Origin of the sequence: Streptococcus australis, from assembly GCF_019930045.1 — a bacterium.
GTDB classification, from domain to species: Bacteria; Bacillota; Bacilli; order Lactobacillales; family Streptococcaceae; genus Streptococcus; species Streptococcus australis_D.
Genome location: NZ_JAHZQQ010000062.1, coordinates 1 through 9,026, shown reverse-complemented (window position 1 = coordinate 9,026; position 9,026 = coordinate 1). Strand labels below are relative to the sequence as shown.

Annotated in this window: 9 protein-coding genes; 6 read left to right on the top strand and 3 right to left on the bottom strand. The window is 40.9% G+C overall.

Annotated elements, in window-relative coordinates:
• Nucleotides 1-346 precede the first annotated feature (346 nt).
• From pepT to K1J10_RS09435, 3 genes are read right to left on the bottom strand one after another with little or no spacing between them, the layout of a single operon-like run.
• On the bottom strand, nucleotides 347-1,567 hold the full coding sequence (pepT, locus tag K1J10_RS09445) for a peptidase T (protein WP_048690647.1): 1,221 nt from the start codon (nucleotides 1,565-1,567) through the stop codon (nucleotides 347-349).
• Between the two features lie 14 nt (nucleotides 1,568-1,581).
• Complete coding sequence (locus K1J10_RS09440) at nucleotides 1,582-2,400, bottom strand: Cof-type HAD-IIB family hydrolase (RefSeq protein ID WP_048690650.1); 819 nt, start codon at nucleotides 2,398-2,400, stop codon at nucleotides 1,582-1,584.
• Complete coding sequence (locus K1J10_RS09435) at nucleotides 2,397-3,149, bottom strand: LexA family transcriptional regulator (RefSeq protein ID WP_223357074.1); 753 nt, start codon at nucleotides 3,147-3,149, stop codon at nucleotides 2,397-2,399. The genes K1J10_RS09440 and K1J10_RS09435 overlap by 4 nt, the downstream gene beginning before the upstream one ends.
• A gap of 192 nt (nucleotides 3,150-3,341) precedes the next feature.
• Between K1J10_RS09435 and lepA the strand changes: the two genes are divergently transcribed.
• From lepA to K1J10_RS09405, 6 genes are all read left to right on the top strand, one after another.
• Nucleotides 3,342-5,165: a translation elongation factor 4 gene (gene lepA, locus K1J10_RS09430; protein ID WP_223357073.1), complete on the top strand. Its 1,824-nt coding sequence runs from the start codon at nucleotides 3,342-3,344 to the stop codon at nucleotides 5,163-5,165.
• A 139-nt stretch (nucleotides 5,166-5,304) separates the two neighbouring features.
• Nucleotides 5,305-5,964: a hypothetical protein gene (locus K1J10_RS09425; RefSeq protein ID WP_223357072.1), complete on the top strand. Its 660-nt coding sequence runs from the start codon at nucleotides 5,305-5,307 to the stop codon at nucleotides 5,962-5,964.
• 286 nt (nucleotides 5,965-6,250) lie between these two features.
• Nucleotides 6,251-6,892 carry a hypothetical protein gene (locus K1J10_RS09420; RefSeq protein ID WP_223357071.1) on the top strand — a complete coding sequence of 214 codons (642 nt, stop codon included), beginning with the start codon at nucleotides 6,251-6,253 and terminating at the stop codon, nucleotides 6,890-6,892.
• A gap of 87 nt (nucleotides 6,893-6,979) precedes the next feature.
• Complete coding sequence (locus K1J10_RS09415; RefSeq protein WP_061564019.1) at nucleotides 6,980-7,474, top strand: YkgJ family cysteine cluster protein; 495 nt, start codon at nucleotides 6,980-6,982, stop codon at nucleotides 7,472-7,474.
• Nucleotides 7,474-8,166, top strand: a complete 693-nt coding sequence (locus K1J10_RS09410; protein WP_223357070.1) for a YjjG family noncanonical pyrimidine nucleotidase — start codon at nucleotides 7,474-7,476, stop codon at nucleotides 8,164-8,166. The genes K1J10_RS09415 and K1J10_RS09410 overlap by 1 nt, the downstream gene beginning before the upstream one ends.
• Before the next feature lie 80 nt (nucleotides 8,167-8,246).
• The gene (locus K1J10_RS09405) at nucleotides 8,247-8,870 is read left to right on the top strand and encodes a hypothetical protein (RefSeq protein ID WP_223357063.1); all 624 of its coding nucleotides are present in this window, start codon (nucleotides 8,247-8,249) and stop codon (nucleotides 8,868-8,870) included.
• The last annotated feature ends 156 nt before the right edge of the window (nucleotides 8,871-9,026 follow it).

Here is a 9,026-nt window from a genome sequence, read left to right as displayed (position 1 = left end):
TACAGAACTGCTTGTGAAGCTCTAGAGGATGAGTTCAAGTAAATGTTGCACTTATTCTTGCAATTTATCATATAAAATAGTTAGCTGACTATTTAAAAACATGAGCTCATTTTTTGATACAGTTAAGTAGTTCTAAAACTTTCCGCAGTGAGAAAAGTGCCTGAAACTATTTTGTTTCAGGCACTCGGGAGTTTTGAGACCTTAGGCTCAAAACTAAGTCATGGAACTTCTTGGAAGTTCGCTGACGTCCGTACTCACCTAAGGAAAGTTTCCAAGTAGATTAAATATTTTATCTGAAATTCTTTGGTTATTTTAACAGAAGAAATTTTAAAAACAAAACACTGGATTAGGAATGGCTAACAATTCCGATGATGGTATCCACTGCACGTTCCATGGTTTGAAGGCTGACGTATTCAAAGCGACCATGCATATTTTCGCCACCAGCGAAAAGGTTTGGAGTTGGAATTCCCATAAAGGAAATCTTAGAACCGTCTGTACCACCGCGGATAGGTTCGATGATTGGCGTAATGCCCAAATCTTCCATGACTTCCTTAGCTAGGTTGACTGGTGTCATATCTTTCTCGATGACCTGTTTCATGTTGTAGTACTGGTCTTTAAGTGTCAAGAGAACACGTTCGGCACCAAGTTCTTGGTTCATCTTGCTTGCGATGTCTTCCATCATGGCTTTACGGGCTTCAAAGTTCTCAGTCTCGAAGTCACGTATAATGTAGCTAGTATTCGCTTCCTCAACAGTCCCCTCGATATTCATCAAATGGAAGAAGCCTTGGTAGCCATCTGTTTTTTCAGGGCGGTCTTCTTCAGGGAGTTGATTGTGGAAGTCAATGGCTAACTGGAGGGCATTGACCATTTGGTTCTTAGCAGTACCTGGGTGCACATTGCGCCCTTTAAAGGTAATTTCAGCTCCTGCAGCAGAGAAGGTTTCGTATTGCAATTCACCAAGAGGACCACCGTCCACTGTATAAGCGAAGTCTACATTGAAATCTTCTGCATCAAACTTATCTGCTCCGACTCCGATTTCTTCATCTGGTCCAAAGCCAACTCGGATTTCGCAGTGTTTGATTTCTGGATGAGCATTCAAGTATTCGATGGCTGTCATAATCTCAGCAATCCCTGATTTGTCATCTGCACCAAGAAGGGTCGTACCGTCAGTAGTGATCAAGGTTTGACCTTTGTAGTTATGGAGGTTAGCAAAGTCGGCTGGATCAAGTGAATAACCAGAATCACCAAGAGCAATAGTGCCACCATCATAGTTTTCGATGACTTGTGGGCTGATATTTTCCGCATTGAAATCAGCTGTATCCATATGAGAGATAAAGCCAATCTTTCGGGTAAGACTTGGATCGTTTGCTGGCAGCGTTCCAATCGCAAAACCGTTTGGAAGATAATAAACATTTTGCAGTCCAACTCGTTCCATTTCAGGAAGAAGTACATTCTTTGCAAACTCTACTTGAGAAGCTGTACTAGGAGTTGTTGTTGAAGTCTCATCAGAGCGAGTGTTGACTTTGACATAGGTTAAAAAACGTTCTAATAATGTTGGGTATTTCATTTGTTTTTCCTTTTCTAGTTCTGTGCTTGTAAAACATATCGCTTGATAGCAGTAGCGACACCGTCTTCTTCGTTAGAAGTAGTAGTGACATCAGCCAAAGCTTTAATAGCAGCTGGAGCATTGCCCATAGCAACTCCAAGACCCGCGTACTCAATCATTTCAATATCGTTGTTCTCATCGCCGATAGCCATGACCTCTTGCCTTGGTATTCCCAAGTATTCAGCCAGTGCCTTTAAGCCGGTCGCTTTATTTACCCCCTTAGGAAGGATCTCAAATAGGATCGGTTGGGAGCGAATAGTGTGGAAGCGCTGGGCTAATACTTCTTCATAGGTTTCTTGAAAGACATCAATCTGCTCTATCTGATCAATAAACATCCCTTGGAAAATCGGTTGTGCCTCAAGAATTTCTTCTAGGCCAAGTGACACAGGGACTGCAGAAACAATGCTAGCATCCATTTTAGCTATTTCAGAAGGTTTCCGATTCAAAATGATATAGCGATTTAAATCGAATAAACTCAATTGAGGGTAAATCTCCTGAGTCAGTTGATCAAGATAAACCAAATCTTCTTCAGATAAGGCATTATAACTGATGACAGACCAATCTGATGATTTGACAGTTGTACAACCGTTGTTAATCACAGAGTAGGAGTGATTACTTTTGAAGCCAATTTCTTCAAAAATTGGACGTACACCAGAGAGAGGGCGACCTGTACAGATAACGACGTGTACACCAGCAGCTTCAGCATCCAAAAGAGCCTGCTTATTAGCAGGACTAATGGTTTTGTCTGGTGATAAAAGGGTCCCATCTAAATCAATAGCAACTAATCGAATCATAGCTCATCCTCCTTAGCTGGTAGAAAGCTAGCAATGACTTTTCCGATGACTCTCGGTTCCTCCTCTAAAGGAATAATCTTATCACTATACTTTTTATTGAGGGAAACGAGACGAATCCCTTGGGCTTCACGAAAGACACGCTTGATCAAGGTCTGCCCATCGTACTCAATAGCATAGATGGCACCAGCAGTATCGTAGAAAGTTTGCTTGATTAGGGCAACAGATCCCTTTGGATATTTAGGTTCCAGCGAGTCTGTATGAATCCAAAGTGCTAGATCATAAGCTAGTTTTTGATCAAACCAAACCAAATCTCCCTTTGAAGCACTTTGACTTGCAGCATAACTGTCGAAGACTGTATATGGTGTGTATTTCTTCTCGATACGTTTCCGTTCAGCCTGTAAAACCAATAAGCGATTAGCTTCCTCTAAGAGTGTATTTTGAAAATCTTCATCCAGTTGCTTATAGATAAACTCAATCTTAGAATCCTCCAAGGTATCTGGTTGACCATAACGTGGGTCTAGGTCAGAGATGGGAATTTCAAAGAAGCTAGCGATCTTTTCTAAGTTCTCACTGACTGGGAGAGAAGTGCCTTTCACATAGCCCGTTAAAGTACTAGCTGGAATACCGGTTGTACGAGATAAATCGACCTGTTTCTTATTTTGAACCTTTAATAGTTCTCTTATTTTTTCGGAAATAATACGCAAAGCCTCTTTATCCTGTGGGCTTGCTTTTCCACGTCCTCTTGCCAAGAGCTTCACCTCCTTTTACATTACAACTCATTATAGCGAATTAAATCGAAAAAGTAAACAAAAACCTCACATAAACAAAGAATTAATACAATTTCGATATAAATCATAAATCACTGGATTTGATTCCTTAAAACTAGCCAAGAATCGGCCTTTTTGTTATAATATACTGAATAGTTTTATAAGGATGAAAAAATGAATTTAGAAGAATTAAAGAAACGACAAGAGAAGATTCGGAACTTCTCGATTATCGCCCATATTGACCACGGAAAGTCAACCTTGGCGGACCGAATCTTAGAAAAAACAGAAACCGTTTCTAGTCGGGAAATGCAAGCTCAGCTTTTGGACAGCATGGACCTAGAACGGGAACGTGGGATTACCATTAAGCTCAATGCTATCGAGTTGAACTATACAGCTAAAGATGGGGAGACCTATATTTTCCACTTAATTGACACACCAGGACACGTGGACTTTACCTATGAGGTTTCTCGTTCGCTCGCTGCCTGTGAGGGTGCGATTCTCGTAGTGGATGCGGCTCAAGGGATTGAGGCGCAGACTCTTGCCAATGTTTACCTGGCTTTAGACAATGATTTGGAAATTCTTCCAGTTATTAACAAGATTGACTTGCCAGCTGCAGATCCAGAACGTGTGCGCACAGAAGTAGAAGATGTCATTGGCCTGGATGCCAGTGAGGCAGTCCTAGCTTCTGCCAAGGCTGGAATCGGGATTGAAGAGATTTTGGAACAAATCGTCGAGAAAGTTCCAGCTCCTACTGGGGACGTTGCTGCTCCCTTGCAAGCCTTGATCTTTGACTCAGTATACGACCCATATCGTGGAGTCATTCTCCAAGTTCGTGTGGTCAATGGTATGGTGAAGCCAGGCGATACCATCCAGTTGATGAGTAATGGCAAGACTTTTGATGTGACTGAGGTTGGAATTTTTACTCCTAAAGCAGTCGGCCGTGATTTCCTGGCGACAGGAGACGTTGGTTATATTGCAGCCTCTATCAAGACGGTTGCAGATACTCGTGTCGGGGACACTGTGACCTTAGCGACCAATCCAGCAACTGAGCCTCTTCATGGATACAAACAAATGAATCCTATGGTCTTTGCAGGTCTTTATCCAATCGAATCCAATAAATACAATGACCTTCGTGAAGCTCTTGAAAAATTGCAACTCAATGATGCTAGTTTACAGTTTGAACCTGAAACATCGCAAGCGCTTGGTTTTGGTTTCCGTTGTGGATTCTTGGGCCTCCTTCATATGGATGTTATCCAAGAACGCTTGGAGCGCGAGTTCAATATTGATTTGATCATGACAGCGCCGTCTGTTATCTACAAGGTTAACTTGACAGACGGAGAAGTGTTGGATGTGTCTAACCCGTCTGAGTTTCCAGATCCAACTAAGATCGCTTCAATCGAAGAACCTTATGTTAAAGCTCAAATCATGGTGCCACAAGAGTTTGTCGGAGCTGTCATGGAATTGGCCCAACGCAAACGGGGGGACTTTGTGACCATGGACTACATCGATGAAAATCGTGTCAATGTCATCTATCAAATCCCACTGGCTGAAATTGTCTTTGATTTCTTTGATAAATTGAAGTCTTCCACTCGTGGCTATGCTAGCTTTGACTATGAGTTGTCTGAGTACCGTCCATCCAAACTAGTTAAGATGGATATTCTCCTCAATGGAGATACCGTCGATGCCCTCAGCTTTATCGTTCACAAGGACTTTGCTTATGAACGTGGTAAGTTGATTGTTGAGAAGCTCAAGAAGATTATCCCTCGTCAACAGTTTGAAGTGCCTATCCAAGCAGCTATCGGTCATAAGATCGTGGCTCGTACAGATATCAAGGCCCTTCGGAAGAACGTCTTGGCCAAGTGTTATGGTGGGGACGTCTCACGGAAACGGAAGCTTCTTGAAAAACAAAAAGCCGGTAAGAAACGAATGAAAGCTATCGGTTCAGTAGAAGTACCACAGGAAGCCTTCTTGTCAGTTCTGTCAATGGATGAGGAATAAGCTTCTCTCTGAAATATTCGAACAAATCAAACGTCCCGCTAGGGACGTTTTTCTATCGGGCTAGACAAATAGTGCTTTAAAATCTAAGTAGAACGTGATAAACTAGAGGTATCAAAATCCATCACAAAGGAGAGGAAAGATGAAAAATAAATTCTTACTTGCGACCGTTTCGGTCTTTTCAGCTGTTGCTCTTGTAGCTTGTAGCACTCCTAAAAAAGAGTCTAGAAAACCATTATCATCTGAGTCTAGTTCCACTGAGGTGGTAAAAAAGAGTAAAAAATCATCTAGCAAAAAAACATCTAGTAAGGTAGAGTCAAAATCATCGGATGATTCCAAGAGTTCTGTCGAAACCAAACGGGTTGGTTCTGCCGATTATGGCTATATCGATATTCCAAGTAAGTGGATTAAATTTACAGATATAGATGGTGGAGACAGTATTCAATTTACGGATGGAAGTGCTTATAATATCGTTACCATGAACGGGTATACCAAAGAAAAAGCAAATGTCGGTGAAGGTGAAGTCTTCAACGCAGAGTTGATTGCGAACCGTATTGCTTACTATTGGAAAGACAATAAAGAAGTAGAGAAAATGTGGGGAGCTACAACCACTGTCTCAGGGAATGAAGCCTTGCAGCTCAATATTATCCTTAAATCTGGACAGTACCTCATTACTTGGGTCTTCCAAAAGGATGATAAGGTATACTTGATGTCTTTTGAAGGGGATCCAGAAACCTTGGCTCAATTTATTCCTTACATTGAGGAAACTTGGAGTTTGGATGAGAAAGGTCCAAATGCCTAATGCATTCGTGAGGAAGTTGCTTTCATTGTCACCAATTTTCAATTGCTGATAGATGAAATTTGAGAAGCTGTGATAAAGCACAGCATCTTGTAATAATCAACTTCTTATAGCCTGGTTAGCAAAGAATCTCTCAGGTTGTATATCCTTAAGAAAGCAGGGACTAATTCAAACAGTTCATCAGTTTGAATTAGTTCTTGTTTTTTGGGTCAGAAATTTAAATGGTCCTTTTAAAATAGAGTATAAGATGTTAGACTAGTGTATATAATCTATCATAAAGGAGAGAAATATGAAAAATAAGTTCCTACTGGCTTCAGTTACGTTTTTGTCTGTTGTTAGTCTTTCTGCTTGTACCAGTCCAAAGAAAGAGTCCAGTAAATCATCTGCAGCGTCTAGCTCCAAGAATGTGGTGAAAGAAGCAACAAAATCAAGTAGCAAGGTAAAGGAAGAACTATCAGATAATAGTGAGAGTCTCGCAGAAACGAAACGAATTGGATCAGCAGATTTTGGGTATGTCAATATTCCAAGTGATTGGGTAAAATATACAAATGAAGAAGGTGGAGATAATATCCAATACGCAGATAAAAACGTGGATAATGCGATTATTTTGAACGCTACTACCAGAGAAAGAGCGCGTGTCACCGAAGAGGAAGATTTTAATGAAGTGATGGCTCAAAGATTTGAGAATGACTTGAACGAAATAAATAAAGTAGTAAAATCGTGGAGATCTACTAGCAAAGTTGGAGGGAATGTAGCCACCCAATTAAACATGATTCTTAAGTCGGGTCGACATGTTACTTGCTGGTTTTTTCAAATAGATGGGAAGATGCATTACATTGCCTGTCTTGGAGATGAAAAAACATTAGCTCAATTAACCTCCTATGTAGAAAACACTTGGAGTCTTGATGGAACAGGTGCCGTGACGGATTAATGCAAAAAGATAGATTGATGAATCTATCTTTTTTTACGGCCTCTATGGTATAATGCTCTTATCCATTTAGCAATTAGAAAGTAGTTTATGTCTCAAGAAATTGACTTAGAAAAATACCATCAGTTAGCGCTCCAGAAACAAAAGGAGCACCGCAAGGTATTGGCGAATCTGAAAAAGAAGCCTCCTAAAAATCTAGATAAAATAGCCCAAGAGATTCACGATGAAGTCTTTCAAGAAATTGATTGTACAGCCTGTGCCAACTGCTGTAAGACCCTAGGCCCCGATTTTAAAGAAGCAGATATCACGCGCATCGCCAAGTATTTCAAGATGAAGCTTCCTGCTTTTGAGGCTGAATTTCTTCAAGTCGATGAAGATGGAGATAAGGTTTTTAAATCCATGCCTTGCCCTTTCTTGGGTGGTGATAATCTCTGTTCCATCTACGATGTGCGTCCTAAGGCTTGCCGAGAATTTCCTCATACAGACCGCAAGAAAATCTACCAGATCAACCATCTGACTATCAAGAATACCCTCACTTGCCCAGCAGCCTATTTATTTGTAGAAAAATTGAAGGATCGTTTGTAATGACATATACATTTTTACTTTTTGACCTAGACCACACCTTGTTGGACTTTGATACAGCGGAGGAAGTGGCCTTAACGCAATTCCTTCAAGATCAGGGGGTTCAAGATATCCAAGCCTTTAAAGATTATTACAAACCCATGAACCAAGGCCTCTGGAAAGATTTGGAGCAAAAGAAGATTAGCAAGAAAGACTTGATTAACAGCCGGTTTGCCATTGCCTTTGCTCATTTTGGTAGAGAGGTAGATGGTGAAGAGATGGCTCTTCGTTACCAGGACTACATTAGTCAACAGGGACAGACTTTCTCAGGAGCAGAAGACTTGTTAGCTAAGCTAGTAAAAAGAGGTTACCAGCTCTATGGTGCTACCAACGGCGTTACTGCCATTCAGCAAGGGCGTTTGAGGCAGTCAGCCATCACCCCTTATTTCAAAGAAATTTTCATCTCTGAACAATTAGGGACCCAAAAACCGGAAGTGGCCTTTTACGAAAAGATTGGGAACCTGATCCCAGGATTTGCTAAGGAACAAGCTCTCATGATTGGGGATTCTTTGACGGCGGACATCGCTGGAGGCAATGCTGCGGGGATTGATACTGTCTGGTACAATCCGGATCACAAAGAAAATACCAGTCCAGCAGTGCCGACTTATGAAGTGGATTCTTATGAGGCCTTATTGGCGCTCTTGCGAAAGAATTAGCCTAGTACGGATACCAGTTGCTTTCAGTTAGAGGTAAAAAGGAATTGACCTGAAAAGAAGGAGAGTGTAAACGGGGATAAATGATTAGAAAGAGTTTATTTTTTCAATTTCTTATTCGACTAGCTTATATCCTCCTATTAGCTGGTGCAGCTTTCTATCTGTTATGCTCATTGAATGGGATGGATTGGGACCAAGCTACTATCCAGGAAAGAAAAGGGTTTCGAGCGTGGATCATGCTTGGCTGCACGGTTTCTTTCATTCTCATTCGGCAAGTATTCGAATTTGTTCGTCTGATTTGTAAAACAAGCAGAAAAGGCAGAGAGTTTTCGCAGGAATGGATTGAATCAATCTCTTTGCAGGAAATAGAGAAGGAAGCGGAATTCAGAGAACCGGGGTTGAAATTACTAGTATATAAGGGCTATTTGATAACCTATCGATCTTGTTTCGACTATCTGAGAATAGATGAGGACATTTGGAAAATCCAACTTCAGAAATTTCAAAAGTATAGTTATAGTAGATACTCTGGTAGAAACAAATCACCTCTTCCTCCTAAGTATTTTCTTGTGTTAAGGGATTTTGACTACAAGGAATACTATCTCGCTATTAGCTATCAGAAAGAGGAGTGGCATCACTTTTGGTCCTATCTGATCAGGGAATATCCATGGATAGAGTGCAGCGGTGATGTGGAGGAACATCAAATATAAGCGTTTCTTTAAGAACCTGACCAAGCTTTGTTCAAATTTCATTCCATTACAAACTAGCTCTCGGGCTAGTTTTTTGGTATCGATAAATTGTAAAATATAGTGCAACAAAAAAACTCATAGCGTTTCATTGGGGTAAACTGTAAGTATTCACACAAA